This is a genomic window from Sphingopyxis sp. Root1497 (genome assembly GCF_001427085.1).
Taxonomy (GTDB): domain Bacteria; phylum Pseudomonadota; class Alphaproteobacteria; order Sphingomonadales; family Sphingomonadaceae; genus Sphingopyxis.
On sequence record NZ_LMGF01000002.1, the window covers coordinates 151,128 to 168,916 of the forward strand.

Sequence of the window (17,789 nt, forward strand, 5' to 3'; positions counted from 1 at the left end):
CACATTCGACCGGCGACCTTATGGCTCTGCAATGACCGACCAGGATTTGATCGAAAACGAAGCGAACGGCGGCCACAAGGCGAGCGTCGCCGAACGTGTGGCCGAAGAGCTGCGCGAGGAAATCGCCGCCGGCGAATGGCCGGTCGGCGCGATGCTGCCCGCCGAGCATCAACTGATGCAGCGTTTCGAAGTGTCGCGCCCGTCGTGCCGCGAGGCGCTGCGCATCCTGCAATCCGAAGGACTGGTTCGCGTCGAGCGCGGCAGCCGTGGCGGCGCCCGGGTCCGCGAACCCGACGCGGCGCGCCTCGCTTCCTATTGCACGGTCTTTCTGCAGATGCGCAACGCGACGATTTCCGAAGTCTTCGAAACGCGCATCGTGATCGAAACCGCGGCGGTCGCATCGCTGACGCGCAACGTCACGCCGGCCATTCTGTCCGCACTGGCGCAGAATGCGGCGTCGCAGCGCTACCTTGTCCACGACCGTCCCGAATTCTATGCCCGCGGCCGACTCTTCCGCGAAACGCTGGTCGAAAATTGCGGCAGCGAGACGTTGCGGCTGATGGGCCTGATGATCGGCGGGATCGCCGACCGCCAGTTGTCGCTGCTGTCGGTCCGGCTGCCTCATCATCCGCAACAGGTCGAACGCTATCTTGCGGCGATCGGGGTGAAGGAGGAGATGATCGCCGCGATGGAACGCCGCGACGCGGACACGGCGGCGGACCTGTGGCGGCTCTACCTTCGGCGCTATCTCGAAAACCTTCAGGAAATCACGCCCAACTCGCTCCGGAAACTCAAGCCTTTTCCCTTCGAGTGAGAAATCGCTTTCGCATTTAATCCATATCGCTAACATATAAAAGAAAAGCGCTAGCGAATGGGATGAGAGACAATGCGGTACGACGCGTCGGTTGATGAGGAAGCGGGTCCCCGCGACGACGATGCGGCGGTGCAGGGCTATCCGCCGGCGTCGCGTGCCTGGGCCAGCACCGCCCTGATGACGCTGCTGTTCGCGATGGCCTATCTCGATCGCCAGATCGTATCGTTGATGGTCGAACCGATCAGCACCGAATTCGGCGTCGGCGATTTCGAGATCAGTCTGCTCCAGGGGTTCGCCTTCGCGCTATTGTTCGCGATCTGCGGTTTGCCGCTGGGCCAAGCGGTCGATCGGTACAAGCGCCGCTACATCATCCTCGGCGGCGTCATGATATGGTCGATCGCGGCGATGTCGTGCGGGCTGGCTCAGAATTTTGAGCAATTGCTCTTCGCGCGCATGTTGGTCGGCGCGGGAGAGGCGGCGCTCGCCCCGGCTTGCTATTCGCTGCTGGCCGATCTTTTCCCTCGCCGCAAGCTGACCTTTGCGATCGCCGTTTTCATGCTGGGGGCGCTGCTCGGCGCCGAGCTTTCGCTGGCCATCGGCGGCACCATTCTCGAACTGGCGAAAGATGGCGTCGACCTGCCCCTGCTCGGGCCGACGGCCGGATGGCGGTTCGCCTTCATCGTGACCGGCCTGCCGGGCATCTTCATGGCGTTTCTCGCGCTGTTCATTTATGAACCCGCCCGGCCGAAAATCGCCCAGACGCAGCACCGGGGATGGGGCGAAGTCTATGACTTCATCCGCGCGAAGAAGCTGTTCTTTTTCGTCCAGATCCTTGGGTTCTCGGTGGTCATGGCGCTCGTCTACGCGCGGCTCGCCTGGACCCCGACCTTCATGATGCGCAGCTTCGGCTGGAGCGTCAGCGAGACCAGCTATGCGCTTTCGACCTACGGCTTCGTCGTCGGGGCGTGCTGCCTGCTTCTGGGTGGCCGGGTCGTCGATCATCTGTTCCAGAAGGGCATGCACGACGCGCATTTCCGATATTATGTGGTAGGCGGCGTGGTGCTGGCGCTGCTCGGCAGCGCCGCCTATCTCGCATCGAGCCCGAGCGGTTATTTCCTCGCGATGGCACTCCCCTCCTTCCCTCTCGCCATGGGGGCGATCGGCGCGTCGGCGATCCAGATGGTCACCCCTGCGCCGCTGCGCGGGCGGGTCTCCGCGGTCTATTTGTTCGCGGTCAGCATCATCGGGATGTCGGCGGGCCCAGCGATCGTCGGCTATATGACCGACCATTGGTTCGGCGACCCCGCCGCGATCGGGATGTCGCTCGCCCTTACCTTCGGTGCCTGCGGAACGATCGTCACCATCATCTTCTTGTGCGGACTGCGCGCCATGCGGGCGGCTGTCGGTGAGGCCGAAGCAGCGGGCGCTTCGGCCGGCCATTGACACCGGCAGGCCAGCGCGTCCGGCCTAGGTTATGCGCTAGCGCGCGACGGCGCTCTCGATCAGCTTCAGTCCCAATGTCGTCGCGTTGAGCACCGCTTCCTCGCGGCTCGTCGCGCGCAATTTGCGCATCACATTCTTGAGGTGCCATTTCACCGTCTCGGGCGCGAGCTGCAACGTGCGCGCGATTTCCTTGTTCGACTCGCCGGCATTGAGCGCGCTCAGAATCTCGATCTCGCGCTCGGTGAGGAAGGAAAAGGCCTCGCCCGGCGCAGGCACGTGTGCGCCTTCGAGCGCCGGATCGTGCCGCGCCGGATCGGCGAGCTTGAGCAAGGCAAGGAAACAATCCGAACTATAGGCCTCGCTGCAGAAATTCTGCACCGCGCGCACCCCGGTGACGTCTAGCACGTCGACGATCGTGCGGCGGAAGCCGACGCTCGCGGCGTGGTTGAGAAAACGCACCGTTTCGAGTTCGACCATCTTGTCGCAGCGGCCACTGAGCTGCGGCAGGATGTTGAACAACGTTGCCGAGGCGCGCAATTCGGCATCGTCGGCGTTCGACGCCAGCCGCAGCAGTCGCTCGGCGACCGTCGTCAGCCGCGGCCGGTCGCCCTGCGCGATCGCTTCATAGGCGCGGGCTTCGGACAGCAGGGCAAAGGCGCGGCCCTGCGCCGACAGCGGATCGATCACCGCAGCTTCCTCGTCGGCGATCGCCACCACCGCTTCGGCATCAATCGTCGGCGGCAGCCGCAACCGCGCGCGCTCGACGATGCAAAGCGCCTTGAGCGACAGCCAGCCTCGCTTGAAGGCAAGCAGTTCGGCACGGTCGGTCAGGGCCGCGGCCTCATCGGTCCGCCCCATGCTCGCCGCGACGCGGATCGCGACGAGGAAGGCATGGGTCACGGCATCCTGGAAGGCGCTGTTTTCGAGCAATGGCAGCGCCGCATTGGCCAGCGCGGCAGCGGCCAACGGATCATCGCGCTCGTAACAACAGCGCGCCAGCGCGGCATCGACCAGCGCGGCGGCGAGATTGGCACCGGCAGCGGCCCTTTGCGCATCGCGCAACAGCCGCTCGGCCTCACCGAGCTGCCCCAGCGCCCGCGATGCCGCCGCGCGCGCGCAGACCGCCATCGCCAACGGCAGGTCGAGTGGCTGTCCCGCGCCGCGCAGCATCAGCGGACGAACCGAATCATGGACCAGCCCGAACAGGCCGCGCCGCGATGCCCCATGGGCGCGCATCGCGCGTAGCATTGCGATCGCAAAATCGGACAGATCGTCAGGCGCGGCGAGAAGCCGGTCGCAGGTCTCGGCGACTTCGTCGATCCGGTCGCCGGCATAGGCCCGATTGAACAGGGTGATGGCGGCGGCCTCCGCCTCCTCGCCGTCGGCCGCCAGGATGGCGACGTCCGCATAAGGGCGCGCGGTGAGCACCGAAAGCCAGGCATCGGCGACGCGAAGGCCCACCGTTTCGGCGATATCCTCGGGCGCCAGCCGACCCATCCAGTCGGCCACCCGGCCAATCTCGCCGCGCGCCAGCATCGGCATCGCGATATGCGCCAGCAACCCGGCGGCCAGCGCCGGATCGCCACCGGCAAGCGCCTGATCGACAGCTTCGCCTTTCATCCCCTGCGCGGCATAATGACGTGCGGCGACGCGGTGCAACTGCGCCCGGCTGTCGCGATCGACGCCGCGCAGCAATGCGGCGCGAAAGGCGGGATGAAGTTGGTAGCCGCCACCGCCGTCGGCGACCGGCTCGACGAACAGCCCCTCGGCGGCGAGATCGCGTAGCAGGCCAGCGGCATCGGCATCGCCGCTGAGCAATCGCGCTAGATCGGTATCCAGTTTCGGGGCGACCGCAACACGGCCAAGGAAGCGAAGCTTCGTTTCGGACAATTCGCTCACAAGCGTCGCAAGATGCGCCTCGATCTGGCCGGTCAAGCCGTTCCAGTCGCGATCGCGGGAAAGCGCCTCGCCCTGTTGTGCCGCCAACCGCGCCCCGGTCGGCCAGCCTTCGAGCAGGGCGCTGAGCGACACATGGCCCTGCGCATCGAGCCTCACCCCCGCACCTTGCAGGAAAGCACGCAGCATCTCGCCCGTCAGCGCAAGGTCCGCGCGGCCGATGTGGAGCGCCATGCCGCGCCGTTCGGCCGCCTCGATCGCCACCGCCGGTATCGCGCGGCTCGCGAGCACCAGCCGCAATTGCGCGGGCGGATGGCGAAGCAGCCGGCCCAGCACATCGAGCGCATGGGCGTCGCCCAGCCGGTCGATGTCGTCAAGGACAAGCAGCAGCGGCTGGTTGCCCGCGTCTATCTTTTCGGCGAGCGCATCGGCGAGTTCCGCCGCCGGCGTCGGTTCCGCTCCGTCGTCCGAAACCGCATCGCCGCGCGCCAGCATCACCGCCCGAACCATTCGCTCGACGGCGCCCGCATCATCGCCGTCGGCTTCGAAAGATAGCCAGGCCGCGTCCCAGCCCGCTTCCTGCGCCTCGGCAAACAGCGCCGCGCAAAAGGCGGTCTTGCCATAGCCGGCCGGCGCACGAACGACACACAGTTCGTGGGCCGCCAGCCTGTCGAGCCAAGGCCGCATGGAATCGAGTCCGACGAGATCGGGCGGAAAGCGCGGCGGCACATATTGGCGACGGACGAAACGCGGCCGATCGGCAGGCGGCACCGCGCGCAGCAGCGCCTTCGCTTCGATCCTCGATCCCGATTGGACGGTCATGCGTGTGCCCCTCCCTTATTCCCACTGGCTACGCCGCGCGAGGCCGCCCGGCAAGCGGCGCGCAGCCATCCCCCCCATCGCTCCCCCCGCCGCTTGGCCTGTCGCCGCGACCGCGACCGCCATAGCCTCCCTTTCATCGACGGCCCCGCAAAGAACCGGGTCGCGATCCTTGGGAGAGACGATATGACCAAGAAAGCATTTCTGGCGACCTGCCTGTCCACCACCATGCTGATCGGCTGGCATGGTGCCGCCTTCGCCCAGGACACCGCGGCGCCGCAGACCGAAAGCGGCGGCATCGCCGAAATCGTCGTCACCGCGCAGAAACGCGCGCAGAATTTGCAGGATGTTCCCGTCGCGGTCTCGGCGCTCGCCGGCGACGAACTCGAATCGCGCGGAGTCAGCGAGACCTCCGACCTTCAGGGCTTTGTCCCCAGCCTTCAGATCACGACGCCCTATGGCCGCACCCAGCCGAACTTCTCGCTACGCGGCGTGTCGGTGGCAAACGAGTTTTCTGCCTCCACCGCGTCGCCGGTCGGGGTCTATGTCGACGAAGTCTATCAAAGCTTCCGCGCCAGCCACGGCCAGCAGCTCTACGACCTCGAACGCGTCGAAGTGCTGCGCGGACCGCAGGGCACGCTGTACGGCCGCAACACCACCGGCGGCGCGATCAGCTTCTTCAGCAACAAGCCCCAGCTTGGCGCGAGCAACGGCACGCTGACGGTCGGCTACGCCAATTACGACACCAAGACCGTCGAGGGCGCATTCGAGGCGACGCTGGTCCCCGACAAGCTCGGCATCCGCTTCGCCGGCACCTTCGCCAAGGGCGATGGCTGGCAATATAACCCGGTGCAGGACCGCCATGTCGGCACCACCAACACCGTCGCCGGCCGCGTGTCGCTGCGCTGGAAACCGTCGGATACGGTCGACATCAACCTGAAGGGCTATTTCGCGCGCGACAATCCGCTGGCCCCCAATCCCTATGCGCTGGGACAGCTCGCGGGCGGGCGCGACGTGCTCGGCTATTCGCGCTTCGATCCGGCGCAGAACGGCGGCGCGCCTTTGGGCAAGAACGAGGTCGCCGCCGACACCGGCGGGCGTTATTTCACCTCGTCGCGCGGGGTCGCGCTCAACATCGCGGTCGAGCTCAGCGATACGGTCTCGGTCACCTCGATCACCGGTTATGACGGCGGCAAATATCGCAATTCGCCCTTCGATTGCGACGGATCGCCAAACAGCGTCTGCGCGCTGCGCTACAATTCGGTCAGCCAGAATTTCAACCAAGACCTGCGCTTCAATTACAAGGGCGACCGGCTCAATCTGGTGGCCGGCCTCTATTATGGCGTCGACAAGATCGACACGCGCAACGAGATCGATTTCTTCGGGGTGCTGAAACCGATCCTGCTCGGCGCGGGGGTGCCGACCTCCTTCTTCAACGCCCCGGTGTCGGCACCGCAGGCGGCGGCGATCATCCCCGCCTTCGCGGCCAACCCGGCGCTCGATCCGACCAACCCCGCCAATTGCTCGGCGGTGCCGACGGGCAACCCCAACGGCTTCCTCGACGCACGGTCGCTGATCGCGCTGCTCACCGATATCCAGGTCAATAATTCGGGTGGCGGCGGCTTCGGCGGCGCGATCTCGGCGGCGTGCCGCGCAGCGGGCGCGCCGCCCTTCGGCCCGATCAGCGGCGAGCAGAGCTACACGATCAAACGACCGTCGGCGGCGATCTATTTCGACGGCAGCTATGACCTGACCGACGCGCTGACGGTCAGCGTCGGCCTCCGCTACACGATGGACAAGGTCAAATATCAGAACGGCCGCACGGTACTCTACGACCTCGGCGGCACGATCCGCGCCAGCACCATCCCTTACACCTTCCCCTACAACCCGAACGCTCCGGCGCTCGAGCAGAATGAGAAGGCGAACCGCCTGACCGGCCGCGTCAACATCAGCTATGACTTCGCCGACGATATGATGGGCTATTTGAACTACAGCCGCGGTTACCGCAGCGGCAGCTTCAACGGCCTCGCCTATCAGGGCACCAATCAGGTCTATTATATCCAGCCCGAGCAGATCAACGCCTATGAAGGCGGGCTCAAGATGCGCTTCCTCGACCGCCGCGTGCAACTCAATCTCGCAGGCTTCTATTACGACTATAAGAACCACCAGGTGACGCAGGTCATCGGCGCGACGACCTTCACCCGCAGCGCCAACGGGCGCCTCTATGGCGGCGAGGCCGAACTGACGATCCAGGCCGCCGACTTCCTGCGCTTCGACGCGTCGATGAGCCTGTTGCGCAGCAAATATAAGGGCAATGTGATCGACCCGACCGACCCGTCGAGCCCGACCCGCAACGTCAACGGCAACCCCTTCCCCAACGCCCCGCGCACCACCTTCTCGGCAGGGGTCGACTGGGACGTCATCGACAGCGGCGACAACAAGCTGACGCTGCGCGCCGATGCCGCCTATACCGGAAAATATTATTTCGACCCGTTCGGTGACTATGGCCAGAACCCGTGCGATCGCGCCGGCGCGCCCGGCAACGTCCGCCCCGCCGGTCCCGCGATCACCTGCGGCAACCCCGGATACTGGCTCGTCAACAGCCGCCTGACGTTCGAACATGGCAATTACGCCGCCAGCCTGTGGGTCAAGAATCTGACCAACAAATTCTACTACAGCTACGGCCTGAACATCGACATCTTCGGACTCGATTATCTGAATCGTGGCACCCCGCGCACCTATGGCGTCGAAGTGACGGCGAAGTTCTGATCGCTTACCCCGGGGACCGGCGGGCGCCCCTCCTCCCGCCCGCCGGTCCCACCCCCGACCAGGCAAGGAGCATCCGATGATGCGGTTTACAGGCAAGAGCGTGCTGATCACCGGCGCCGCGCGCGGCATCGGGCTGGCGGCGGCACAGGAATTCGCCCGCGAAGGCGCATCGGTGACGATCACCGATATCGATGGCGATGAGGCGGAGGCTGCCGCCGCCGCAATCCGCGCCGAGGGGCACAAGGCCGAGGCGCGGCGGCAGGACGTCGCCGACGAGGCCGCGTGGGGCGTGCTGATCGCCGATATCGTCGCGCGCGAGGGCGGGCTCGACATCCTCGTCAACAACGCCGGCATGGGGTTCCTGAAATCGGTCGTCGATACCAGCCTCGGCGAATGGCAGCGGCTGATGGCGGTCAACCTCGAAAGCGTTTTCCTCGGCACCCGCGCCGGGATCGCGGCGATGAAGGACAAGGGCGGTGTCATCGTCAACGTCGCCTCGATCGCCGCCAATGTCGCCGAGCCGCTCTTCCCGGCCTATAACGCCAGCAAGGCCGGGGTCGCGATGTTCACCAAGGCCGCGGCGGTCGATTGCGCGCGCAAGGGCTGGCCGGTGCGCATCAACTCGCTCCACCCCGGCTATTGCGAGACCAAGCTGGTCGCCGACGCGGTCGGCAGCCTTGGCGACGCCGCCGGCGATTTTGCGGCGGCGACGGTCGGCGCGATCCCGCTCGGCCGTATGGCAACGACGCGCGAAATCGCCCGTCCGCTGCTGTTCCTCGCCAGCGACGATGCCGCTTACATGTGCGGCAGCGAGCTGATCGTCGACGGCGGCTACACCGCGATCTGATCTCCAACTCTTTCAAACTAGGGAATAATGACATGAGCAAGAAGCCGGTCATCGTCTATGGCGCCTCGGGCTACACCGGTCGCCTCGTCTGCGAATATCTGCGCGAACTCGGCATCCCGTTCATCGCCGCCGGGCGCGACGCCAAGCGTGTGCAAGAGGTGATGGACAAGGTCCCCGGCATCGAGACCGCCGACTATGAAGTCGTCGAGGTCGAGCATGATGTCGCGGCGCTGACCAAGCTGTTCAAGGGCGCGCAGGTCGTGTGCAACATGGTCGGCCCCTTCATCAAATATGGGCCCGAGACGGTCGAAGCTGCACTCGCCGCCGGCTGCCACTATCTCGACACGACCGGCGAACAGGACTGGATGCTGCTCGCGCAGGAAAAATGGGGCGACGCCTTCGCCAAGAAGGGCCTCCTCCTCTCGCCCTGCGTCGCGCAAATGTACACGACCGGCGAAATCGCGGCGAATATCGCGCTGGAAACCATGCCCGGCCTCGACACGCTCGACATGCTGGTGCTGTGGAAAGGCTTCCCGACCTATGCCTCGGTCCAGACGATCTTCACGATCCTCAAGGCCGACTGGTATTATCTCGAGAACAACCAATATGTTCAGTGGCCGACGCTGACGACGACCGAATGTCAGGTGCCCGGCCAGCACGCGACCGCGCTCACCCTGCCCTGGGGCGGCACTTCGCACCCGATCTGGTTCAAGACCGATCCGCGCGTCTCGACGGTCAAGGTCTATGGAGGCGTCTTCGCGCGCGAGGTCATGGACAATGTCGTCGCGATGACCAAGATGATCGACACCGACATCAAGCCGCTACCCTTTGCCGAACAAGAGGCGGCGCTCGCAAAAATGGCGGAATCGGTGCAGGGCGACATGCCGCCGCGCGAGAATCCGCGGCTCAACACCAGCATCGACTCGGTCTATGCCTCGGGCCCGCTCGGCCGCGTCCATGTGCTGATCCACGGCAATTGCAATTACAAGCAGACCGGGCTGATGCAGGCCTGGGCGGCGGCGAATTTGCTGCAACAGGCGCCGCGCCGCACGGGCTTCGCCTCGGCTTGCCAGGCCTTCGGACACCGCGAAATCCTCGGCAGCCTGCGCCAGTTCGGGCTGGTGCTGAAACCGATCGTCACGGTCCATGACTGACCAGAGCGCCTGATGCGGCTGGTCGACTGGCTCGACAAGGGGGCGTCGCTGGGCGCCGATGCCCCCTGCCTGACGATGAACGGGCAGAGCCTGTCCTATGCGGATGTGCAGGCGCTGACCCACCGCGTCGCGCACGGACTGAACGCGTCGGGCATTTTGCCGGGTCAGCATGTCGCGATCCTGTCGGGCAACGATCCCACCGCCTTCGCCTGCGTCTTCGCCATCGCGCGCGCCGCAGCGGTGTGGTGCCCGATCAACCCGCGCAACGAAGCGGCCGAAAACGCCTTCGTTCTCGACAATTTCGACTGCTCGGCGCTGATCTTTCATTCGAAATTCGCCGATCTCGTCGACGAACTGCGCGGGCAATTGCCCAAGCTGAAACTGCTCGTCTGCCTCGACGCCGAACAGCCCTTCGCACCTTCGCTGGCGGAGTGGCTGGCGGGCGCCGACGACAGCCCCTTCACCACCGACCCCGTCAGCGACCTCGCGATGCTCCCCGGCACCGGCGGCACCACCGGCCACCCCAAGGGGGTGATGCTGACCAATCGCAATCTCGAGGCGATGACCGCGCTCACCTTGATGGGCTATCCGTTCGAGGGCCGCCCCGTCTATCTCGCGATGGCGCCGCTCACCCACGCGGCGGGCGTGCTCGCCTTCCCGATTCTCGCGCATGGCGGCGAGGTGGTGATCATGCCCTATCCCGATATCGGCGAATTCCTGTCGGTCGCTTCACAGCACCGCGCGACGCATACATTCCTGCCGCCAACCTTGATCTACATGCTGCTCGACCACCCCGCGCTGCCCGCGACCGACCTCTCGTCGCTGAGATGCTTCTGGTACGGCGCCGCGCCGATTTCCGCCGTCCGGCTGGAGGAGGCGATCGAGAAGATCGGCCCGGTGATGGCGCAGCTCTTCGGCCAGACCGAGGCACCGATGATGATTTCGATGATGGCGCCCCGGGATCATTTCAACCCCGACGGATCGGTCGCGCGCCACCGCCTGTCATCGGCGGGCAGGCCGGGGCCTCTGGTCCGGGTCGCGATCATCGATAGCGATGGCAAGGAGCTACCGCAGGGCGAACGCGGCGAGATCGTCGTCAAAGGCTCGCTGGTCATGGATGGCTATTACAAGAACGCGGCTGCGACCGCCGAGGCGACGGTGAACGGCTGGCACCGCACCGGCGACATCGGCTATCTCGATGCCGACAATTTCCTGTTCATCGTCGACCGCGCCAAGGACATGATCATCACCGGCGGCTTCAACGTCTATTCGGCCGAGGTCGAGGCGGCGCTGCTCGCGCATCCGGCGGTGCAGGACGGCGCGGTGTTCGGCCTGCCCGACGACAAATGGGGTGAGCGCGTCTGCGCGGTGGTGCAATTGCGCGCGGGGCAAAGCGCCGATCCGGCTGACATCATCGCATCGGTCAAGGCGGCGATCGGCAGCGTCAAGGCGCCGAAGACCCTCGAAATCTGGGCCGATCTGCCACGCTCGAAGGTGGGCAAGGTGCTCAAAAAGGATATTCGTGCGCAGAAACTGGCGGCGGGCAACGACGGCTGAGCAACCTCGCGATCACGCGCCCTCCCCGGTTTCCGGCGCCGCTTCCGATAGCTTTCGATAAAATCGGCGAACTCGCTCTAAACTATCGCTCGATCTTGGTCGCGAGAATGACCGAGGTGGTCGTCCGTTCGACACCCTCAAGAAGGCCGACATCGTCGATCAGCTCGTTGAGTTGGACGCCGTCCTCAGCCTCGAGCATTGCGATGATATCATATTCTCCGCTGATCGCGTGGACCGCCTGAACCTGCCGCAGGGCAGCGAGCGCCTGTTCGACCTCACGGTGAAAACGGGGCAGCGTCTTGATCATCATATGCGCTCGGACCCGGCTTGCCGAGAAAGCATGGCCGAGCCGCACGGTGTAGCCCGCGACGACCTTGCCTTCCTCCAGCCGCGCGAGGCGCGAATAGATTTGCCCGCGCGAAATGCCGAGCTCCTTGGCGAGCTGCGCGATCGTCTGGCGGGCGTCGTCGCGGAGCAGGGTCAGCAGGCGTTCGTCGATCTCGTCGAGCGTGACGCCCCCGCTGGCCATCAGTCGGCCAGCTTTTCGTCGGCGAAGATCGCGGTTTGCGGGGTCTGCCCGGCGCTCATCCGCCCGCGATACATGCCGAGGTCGTTGATGGCGAAGGCCGGGTCGCCGTCGGGGCCCATCGCGATCAGCCCGCCGTCACCGCCGATCGCGCCGACCGCCAAGATCGTCGCCTGCGCCGCATCCTTCAGGCTCTCGCCCTTCCATGCGACGCGATCGCAGAGCTGGCGCGCGGCGCTTTCGCGGATGAAATATTCGCCTGACCCGGTCGCCGACACCGCGCATTGGCCGTCCTTGGCATAAGTGCCCGCGCCGATGATCGGCGAATCGCCGATGCGGCCCCAGCGCTTGCCGGTCATGCCGCCGGTCGAGGTCGCAGCGGCGAGATGGCCCTCGGCATCGAGCGCGACCGCACCGACGGTGCCGAACAAATGGGTGGGATCGATCGCCGCCTGCTGCTTCTTGCGCCAGGCCAGCAATTGCTGCCAGCGCTCCTCGGTGCGGAACCAGCTGGGGTCGACCTGTTCCAGCCCCTGCTCGACCGAAAAACGGTCAGCGCCGTCGCGCGCCAGCATGACGTGCGGGCTCCGGTCCATCACCGCGCGCGCGAGGTCGATCGGGTGGCGGGTGCGGGTGACCCCGGCGACCGCGCCGGCCTTTTGCGTCTTGCCGTCCATGATCCCCGCGTCGAGTTCATTCTTGCCCTCGGCGGTGAAGACTGCGCCGCGCCCGGCGTTGAACAGCGGATTGTCCTCGAGCACGCGCACCGCCGCGGCGACCGCGTCGAGCGCGGGGCCGCCCTTGTCGAGCACGGCGCTGCCGGCGCGCAGCGCCTCGTCGAGACCGGCGCGATAGGCGGCCTCCTTTTCGGGCGGCAGCGATCCGCGTTCGATCACCCCGGCGCCGCCATGGATCGCGAGCGACCAGCGCGGCACTTCGGCGATCGCCCCGGCGCGCGCGGCATAGTGGCGCTCGAACACCGGATTGTCGACGCGGCCCGAGGGCAGGTGGATCACCGAGTTCGGGCCCACCCCCGTCACCTTCACACGCGGCGCGTCGAGCGGGCGGCCCGCAGTGACGTCTTTCAGCCCGGCGCCGTCGACGACCCAGGCATAGCCATCGGGCGCGGTCGCATAGATCCGCCCGCGGCCGTCGGGCTCGACCGCCAGCGCGGCGCTTTCATCGACTCCCAGGCCGAGCATCGGGGGCAGCGCGGGGTCGCGCCCGACCTGCGCCTTGGCGACGAAGGCGAAGAGGCGGCCGAGCCGCTCGCGCTCCTTGAAATGGGTGTCGGTGACGACGCCTTTCAAGAGCGCGAGATGGAGGAAATCGCCCTCAATCGTGTTGGCGGGGCCGAGCGGGTCGGCAAGCGCCTCGGGACTCCGGATGCTGCCGTCGTCCATCGCGCCATAAAGTTTTTCGCCCTGCATCGCGAGCCCGGCGCTGGTCCCGGCGAGCGGCTTGCCCGCCGCGACGTGCGCGTCGAGAATCTCGGCGACCGGGGTGCCGCGCCAGTAGCGGACGTAGCGCGCCTGGTCGCCGCCGGCGATGAAGATGCCGTCGGCCTTGCGCAGCCGGGCGAGGATCTTCTTGTCGGTCGATTGCGAGCGCGCGTGGAAGACGAAGATTTCGGCCGACTCGATGCCGCCGATCTCGTCGAAGAATTCCTTGCCCATCTCCTCGCCATAAGAGGCGCTGATGATGACGATATGGCCGCGCCCGGCTTTGCCGAAGAACCATTTCATCGCGTCGATATTGCGGTCGCCGCCGCCCATCAGCAGCAGCCCGCCCGAGACGGGGCCGGGAGTCGGGGTGTCGAGCTTGCCGAAAACATAATGTTCGACGGGCTTTTCCTTCGCCTCCTTCGCGGCGGCCGGGGTCAGGGCGATGCCGAGCATCGCGATCGACAGCAGTCGGATTCCCCTGATGAACGCGCGCAGCATGGCTTTCCTTCCCCCAATGAACGGGCGGATGTTACATAATGTCGACCTGAAAAGACAATATGATTTCCAGATTCGACATATTGATTGAAATTATCGACGGTTTCTGGTGGGATGCGCGAAACATCCGGTGCGCGGGGCGCGTAGGGCATCGAGTCGAGCCGGGCAAACAAGGGGTTGTATGATGACGAATTTCTCGAGGCGTCCGATGCGGGTTCTGCTGGCATTGGGCGTTTGCGTGCCGGCGCTGTCCGCGCCGGCCTTTGCGCAGGAGGCCTCCGCCGAGGCGGGCAGCGAGGAAATCATCGTCACCGGGTCGCGCATTCCCACGATCCGCGACCAGGGGCCGTCGCCGGTCACCACGATCGATTCCGATACGATCCGCGCCAACGGCTATACCAGCGTCCCCGAATTGCTCGCCGCAATGACGCAGAACAGCGGCGAGACGCAGAGCCCGCAATCGGGCAGCAGCGCCGACTTCACCCCCGGCGCGCAGCAGGTCGACCTGCGCGGTCTCGGCCCCAACCATACGCTGGTGCTGATCAACGGGCGCCGCATCGCCGATTTCCCGCTACCCTATATCGGGCGCAGCAATTTCACCGACATTTCGAACATCCCCGTCAGCCTGATCGACAAGGTCGAAATCCTGAGCGGCGCGGGGTCGGCGATCTATGGCTCGGACGCGATCGCCGGTGTCGTCAACTTCAAGATGAAGGAAAAGCTCGACGGCATCACGCTCGACTATCGCCACGGACGCACCGAGCATGGCGGCGGCATGTCGCACCGCGTCACCGCGACGGGCGGCTGGTCGACCGATCGGTTCAACATCGCCGGCGGGATCGAATATATCGACCAGCGGCCGCTGTGGGCGTTCGACCGCAGCATCCAGGACAGCACCGACGACAATCCGGTGAACACGCTGGCGCGGCGTACCTTCCTGCGCATCGACGACAATGTCGACTATATCACGCCGCCGCCGGGTGCCTGCGCCGCGCTGTCGGGACTCAACATGGGCTCGATCCAGCAATATAACCGCCCGCGCTACGGCGATTTCTGCGGCAGCAAGCAATCGATCGCCTATGGGACGATCATTTCGGGGCGCAAGGGCTTCAATAGCTTTGGCACCATGTCCTACGAGCTGTCGGACAATGCCAAGCTGTTCACCGACTTCCAGTTCGGGATCAGCAAGGTGCGGCTGATGTACGACGTCACCGCCTGGGCGTTCGAACAATCGTCTTCGAGCGCCGACAATTATTTCTACAACGGCTTCACCGACCAGCTCGAGGATTGGTCGCGCCAGTTCACGCCGGAAGAAACCGGCGGGTTCGAGCTGCAGCGGATCAAGCAGACGACCTACAGCATCACGCCGGGCATCCGCGGCACGGTTGCCGACAAATGGAATTACGAGCTGTCGTTCAACTACAGCCGCTACCAGTCGACTGTCCGCTGGCCGCAGATCATCAACAGCAAGGCGCAGAAGCTGTTCCTCGGCGACCGGGTCGGCTTCGACGAGGACAGCGGATATCCGATCTATAACGCCGACCCGGCGCGGCTCTACACGCCGCTGACGCGCGCCGAATATGAAAGCATTTCGGCCGACACCGTCTATCGCCCTTACGCCTGGACCAACAATTTGCAGGCGACGCTGACCAACGGCGAGCTGTTCGAGCTGCCCGCCGGTCCGGTCGGCTTCGCGATGGTCGCCGAATATGGCAAGCAGGGCTATAATCTCCGGCCCGATCCGCTGGCGCTCACCGACTATTATTACAGCTGGAAGGACAGCGATGGCGAGGGCAAGCGCAGCCACGCCGCCCTGGGCGGCGAATTGCGCGTGCCGGTGCTCGATTTTGTGACGGTGACCGGGGCCGGACGCTACGATCGCTTCGGTTTTGCGGGCCGCAACGTCGGCAAATTCACCTATAATGGCGGCCTTGAAGTGCGGCCGATGGACAGCCTGTTGTTCCGCGCCGCCTATGGCACTGCGTTCCGCGCGCCCGACCTCCATTATGTGTTCACCGGACCGGGTAATGTGTCGAGCGGCGTCGACGATTATTACCTCTGCGGCATCGAAGAACCCGACGAAGACATCGGCGACTGCAGCTATTCGGGCACCGGCGTCGTCGTGAACCGGACCGGCAACCGCGACCTCAAGGCCGAAACGGGCAAGACGCTGACCGCCGGTATCGTCTTCGCGCCGTCGAGCCGCCTGCACCTGTCGGTCGATTATTTCCGCGTCTCGCTCGACAATCAGGTCGACGACCTCAGCATCGACCAGATCGCGCGCGACGAGGCCGCCTGCCGGCCCGACGCCAATGGCAACACCGAACTCGATCCCGCCTCGCCGACCTGTCAGGACGCGATCGCGCGCGTGTCGCGCTTCACCGGCGGCAGCTTCGCGGGACAGATCGAATCGATCCGCGTCAACCCGATCAATATTGCGCGCGAAAAGACCAGCGGTATCGACATCGCCTTCCGCGGCACCTTGCCCACCAGCTTCGGCGATTTCACCCTGTCGCTCGCGCACAGCCATGTGTTCAAGCACAGCTTCCAGCAATATCCGGGCGATCCGATCGAGAACAAGCTGGCGTTCGACAGCGGATTCTACCTGCCGCGCGACAAGTCGAACGGCAGCATCACCTGGGCCAGCGACGGATTGCAGCTCACTTTCTCGGGCACCCGTCTCGGCAAGCTGCCCAATTATGACGAGGACGCGTTCCTGAAGGCGAGCTATTTGTTCAACGCGACGCTGCAATATGATTTCACCGACCATATGCGCGGGTCGCTGACGATCCGGAACCTGTTCGACACCAACCCGGTGAAAGACCCGACCTGGTCGAGCTATCCCTATTACAACACCAGCTGGTTCGACAGCGTCGGGCGCAGCGTGTTTCTGCAGTTGACCTACAAGCTCGGCGGTTCGGCACTCTGAAGGCTTTCGAACCGATCCTTCGCTAGCGCGGCGGTTATGGGCCGGTTGTGGCGAGCCAGCTTTTTGCTTGGCTCTCCACCCCGGCCTGACCCCGGGCGTTTCGATCGAGAGCGGTCTGCGGAGACCGAGACGATCGCCGCTGTCAGCGGCGCGATGCGCGTCGGCGTGCCCCGCCGCGGCCGAAATCGCGTCGAAGCTGTAAAATGATCGCGACGGCGAGCGAAGTGGTGCACCCGACAGGATTCGAACCTGTGGCCCCCAGATTAGGAATCTGATGCTCTATCCTGCTGAGCTACGGGTGCGCCGCCGTCCGTGTAGCGGCGTGGCCCGCAAAGCGTCAATCGGCAGCGATCAATTCAGCGCATCGGGCGGCACGAAGGGAACGAGCAACGGCATCGCCGCGATGCCGTCGTCGCGTAGCGACTGAGCTTCCTCGGGCGAGGTCTGGCCATGGATCAGGTCCTCGGCGGCGCGGCCTTCGTGCATCGCGCGCGCCGCGTCGGCAAAGTCGCGGCCGACCCAGCGCGACTGCGGCAGCATCTCGGCCTGTTTCGCCGCGATCCCCGCCATCACCTTGCGGACGAGTTCGGGCGAAATTTCACCGGCATGGCCGTGCTGGGCCTCGGTCAGCGCCGGAGCCGACGGCGCGGCAAGCTGGTTCGACTTCGCCCCGATGCGCGGCGCCATCACCGCTTTCCGCACATCGCTGTCGCCGCAGATCGGGCAGGCGATCAGACCGCGCGCCTGCTGACCGGCAAAGCTATCGCTGCTGGCGAACCAGGCCTCGAACCGGTGGTCGCCGGCGGCGCAGCAAAGATCGAAGACGATCAAAGGTCAGGCCGTTCCGAGCAGCGGATCGAGCCCGCCCTTCGCATCGAGCGCGGCAAGATCGTCGCTGCCGCCGATATGGCGGCCGTCGATGAAAATCTGCGGCACCGTGCGGCTGCCGCCGGCGCGTTCGACCATCGCTTCGAACCCCGCGCGATCCATCGTCAGGTCGATTTCCTGATAGTCGGCGCCCTTGCGGTCGAGCAGCGCCTTCGCGCGCGAGCAGTAAGGGCAGAAAAATTTCGTAAAGACTTCGATTTTGGCCAT

At 65.4% G+C, this 17,789-nt stretch carries 12 protein-coding genes and 1 tRNA gene; 7 read left to right on the forward strand and 6 right to left on the reverse strand.

Going from position 1 to position 17,789, the window contains the following annotated elements:
- Positions 1 to 31: 31 nt before the first annotated feature.
- Positions 32 to 814 carry a FadR/GntR family transcriptional regulator gene (locus ASD67_RS03300; protein WP_056343333.1) on the forward strand — a complete coding sequence of 261 codons (783 nt, stop codon included), beginning with the start codon at positions 32 to 34 and terminating at the stop codon, positions 812 to 814.
- Positions 815 to 886: 72 nt separating this feature from the next.
- Positions 887 to 2,257 carry an MFS transporter gene (locus ASD67_RS03305; RefSeq protein ID WP_056343337.1) on the forward strand — a complete coding sequence of 457 codons (1,371 nt, stop codon included), beginning with the start codon at positions 887 to 889 and terminating at the stop codon, positions 2,255 to 2,257.
- A 36-nt stretch (positions 2,258 to 2,293) separates the two neighbouring features.
- Here ASD67_RS03305 and ASD67_RS03310 read toward each other — a convergent pair whose 3' ends face one another.
- Positions 2,294 to 4,975 carry a LuxR C-terminal-related transcriptional regulator gene (locus ASD67_RS03310; RefSeq protein WP_056343341.1) on the reverse strand — a complete coding sequence of 894 codons (2,682 nt, stop codon included), beginning with the start codon at positions 4,973 to 4,975 and terminating at the stop codon, positions 2,294 to 2,296.
- A 183-nt stretch (positions 4,976 to 5,158) separates the two neighbouring features.
- On the opposite strand from ASD67_RS03310, the gene ASD67_RS03315 reads away from it, so the two are divergent.
- The 4 genes from ASD67_RS03315 (at position 5,159) to ASD67_RS03330 (ending at position 11,299) form a co-directional block, all read left to right on the forward strand.
- Positions 5,159 to 7,741: a TonB-dependent receptor gene (locus ASD67_RS03315; RefSeq protein ID WP_235535550.1), complete on the forward strand. Its 2,583-nt coding sequence runs from the start codon at positions 5,159 to 5,161 to the stop codon at positions 7,739 to 7,741.
- Between the two features lie 76 nt (positions 7,742 to 7,817).
- Positions 7,818 to 8,588 carry a glucose 1-dehydrogenase gene (locus ASD67_RS03320; protein ID WP_056343344.1) on the forward strand — a complete coding sequence of 257 codons (771 nt, stop codon included), beginning with the start codon at positions 7,818 to 7,820 and terminating at the stop codon, positions 8,586 to 8,588.
- A 32-nt stretch (positions 8,589 to 8,620) separates the two neighbouring features.
- Entirely contained in the window at positions 8,621 to 9,742 is a 1,122-nt protein-coding gene (locus ASD67_RS03325; protein ID WP_056343348.1) for a DUF5938 domain-containing protein, read from the forward strand.
- A gap of 12 nt (positions 9,743 to 9,754) precedes the next feature.
- Positions 9,755 to 11,299: an AMP-binding protein gene (locus ASD67_RS03330; protein ID WP_056343350.1), complete on the forward strand. Its 1,545-nt coding sequence runs from the start codon at positions 9,755 to 9,757 to the stop codon at positions 11,297 to 11,299.
- A gap of 82 nt (positions 11,300 to 11,381) precedes the next feature.
- Here ASD67_RS03330 and ASD67_RS03335 read toward each other — a convergent pair whose 3' ends face one another.
- Both ASD67_RS03335 and ASD67_RS03340 read right to left on the reverse strand, forming a co-directional pair.
- Entirely contained in the window at positions 11,382 to 11,828 is a 447-nt protein-coding gene (locus tag ASD67_RS03335; protein ID WP_056343352.1) for an Lrp/AsnC family transcriptional regulator, read from the reverse strand.
- A complete protein-coding gene (locus tag ASD67_RS03340; protein ID WP_056343355.1) occupies positions 11,828 to 13,768 on the reverse strand; it encodes an isoaspartyl peptidase/L-asparaginase in 1,941 nt (646 codons plus the stop codon). Before ASD67_RS03340 ends, ASD67_RS03335 begins: the two co-directional genes overlap by 1 nt.
- A 181-nt stretch (positions 13,769 to 13,949) precedes the next feature.
- On the opposite strand from ASD67_RS03340, the gene ASD67_RS03345 reads away from it, so the two are divergent.
- The gene (locus ASD67_RS03345) at positions 13,950 to 16,694 is read left to right on the forward strand and encodes a TonB-dependent receptor domain-containing protein (protein WP_056343447.1); all 2,745 of its coding nucleotides are present in this window, start codon (positions 13,950 to 13,952) and stop codon (positions 16,692 to 16,694) included.
- A gap of 225 nt (positions 16,695 to 16,919) precedes the next feature.
- On the opposite strand, the gene ASD67_RS03350 is transcribed toward ASD67_RS03345, so the two are convergent.
- The 3 genes from ASD67_RS03350 to grxC form a co-directional block, all read right to left on the reverse strand.
- Positions 16,920 to 16,996: transfer RNA gene (locus ASD67_RS03350), tRNA-Arg, on the reverse strand.
- Positions 16,997 to 17,045: 49 nt separating this feature from the next.
- Positions 17,046 to 17,525 (reverse strand): DUF1178 family protein, encoded by a 480-nt coding sequence (locus ASD67_RS03355; RefSeq protein WP_056343362.1) that lies wholly within the window; start codon positions 17,523 to 17,525, stop codon positions 17,046 to 17,048.
- A gap of 3 nt (positions 17,526 to 17,528) precedes the next feature.
- The gene (gene grxC, locus ASD67_RS03360; RefSeq protein WP_056343365.1) at positions 17,529 to 17,789 is read right to left on the reverse strand and encodes a glutaredoxin 3; all 261 of its coding nucleotides are present in this window, start codon (positions 17,787 to 17,789) and stop codon (positions 17,529 to 17,531) included.

Bases quoted from the DNA above. Each gene is read 5' to 3' on its own strand.
- ASD67_RS03320 (WP_056343344.1), top strand. From the start codon at position 7,818: ATGATGCGGTTTACAGGCAAGAGCGTGCTGATCACCGGCGCCGCGCGC.
- grxC (WP_056343365.1), bottom strand. From the start codon at position 17,789: ATGGCCAAAATCGAAGTCTTTACGAAATTTTTCTGCCCTTACTGCTCG.
- ASD67_RS03330 (WP_056343350.1), top strand. From the start codon at position 9,755: ATGCGGCTGGTCGACTGGCTCGACAAGGGGGCGTCGCTGGGCGCCGAT.
- ASD67_RS03310 (WP_056343341.1), bottom strand. From the start codon at position 4,975: ATGACCGTCCAATCGGGATCGAGGATCGAAGCGAAGGCGCTGCTGCGC.
- ASD67_RS03325 (WP_056343348.1), top strand. From the start codon at position 8,621: ATGAGCAAGAAGCCGGTCATCGTCTATGGCGCCTCGGGCTACACCGGT.
- ASD67_RS03315 (WP_235535550.1), top strand. From the start codon at position 5,159: ATGACCAAGAAAGCATTTCTGGCGACCTGCCTGTCCACCACCATGCTG.
- ASD67_RS03305 (WP_056343337.1), top strand. From the start codon at position 887: ATGCGGTACGACGCGTCGGTTGATGAGGAAGCGGGTCCCCGCGACGAC.
- ASD67_RS03340 (WP_056343355.1), bottom strand. From the start codon at position 13,768: ATGCTGCGCGCGTTCATCAGGGGAATCCGACTGCTGTCGATCGCGATG.
- ASD67_RS03300 (WP_056343333.1), top strand. From the start codon at position 32: ATGACCGACCAGGATTTGATCGAAAACGAAGCGAACGGCGGCCACAAG.
- ASD67_RS03335 (WP_056343352.1), bottom strand. From the start codon at position 11,828: ATGGCCAGCGGGGGCGTCACGCTCGACGAGATCGACGAACGCCTGCTG.
- ASD67_RS03345 (WP_056343447.1), top strand. From the start codon at position 13,950: ATGACGAATTTCTCGAGGCGTCCGATGCGGGTTCTGCTGGCATTGGGC.